The organism is Burkholderia sp. Ax-1720, from assembly GCF_011753035.1.
GTDB classification, from domain to species: domain Bacteria; phylum Pseudomonadota; class Gammaproteobacteria; order Burkholderiales; family Burkholderiaceae; genus Burkholderia; species Burkholderia gladioli.
Genome location: NZ_VWWK01000458.1, coordinates 1 through 803 on the forward strand (window position 1 = coordinate 1; position 803 = coordinate 803).

Genomic DNA, 803 nt, shown 5'->3' on the forward strand with positions numbered 1-803 from the left:
TGCTGCCGGCGGCCACCTGGAAACGCCACCTGGCGCAGGCGCTGGCGGGCCTGAAACCGGCCGAGCTCGGCGCGGCGGTGCCCGGCGGCGACGCGCGGCTGCGCGCGCGGATCGCCGCCTGGCTCGGCGAGTATCGCGGCATCGCCTGCCGCGCCGAGGACGTGTTCATCACCGCCGGCATCCGCCATTCGCTCGACCTGGTGATGCGGGCGATCGAGGTGCGTGGGCGGCGCGTGGCGATCGAGGATCCCGGCTATCCGATGACGGAGCGGCTGGCCGCGCTGAACGGCGCCGCCGTCGCGCAGGTGCCGGTCGATCCGCAGGGGCTGGTGGTCGAGCGGCTGGCCGCGCTGCCGGGCATCGTGGCGGCCTGCGTGACGCCCGCGCACCAGTCGCCGCTGGGCGTGACGATGTCGGTTTCGCGGCGCCTGGAGCTACTCGACTGGGCGCGCCGCGAGCAGGCCTGGATCGTCGAGGACGACTACGACGGCGAGTTCAGCTACCAGGCTGCGCCGTTGCCGGCGCTGAAGGCGCTCGACCGGCACGATCGCGCGATCTATTGCGGCTCCTTCAACAAGACCCTGTTCGCGGGCTTGCGGCTCGGCTACGTGGTGGCGCCGGCGGCGTTGCGCGCGCCGCTCGAGGCCTTGCTCGCGGCGCTCGGGCGGCCGGTCGGCGTGATCGAGCAGCGCGCGCTGGCGGGCCTGATCGGCAACGGCGATTTCGCCCGGCACCTGCGGGCGAGCCGCCAGGCCTACCAGCAGCGGCGCGATGCCGTGCTGGAGCGGCTGGCGGCCGGCGCG

At 74.8% G+C, this 803-nt stretch carries 1 protein-coding gene; it reads left to right on the top strand.

What is annotated here, in order from left to right; all coding sequences use genetic code 11:
* Positions 1-803: PLP-dependent aminotransferase family protein (locus F3J18_RS37655; RefSeq protein ID WP_166917225.1), on the top strand; the 803-nt coding region annotated here is incomplete at both ends.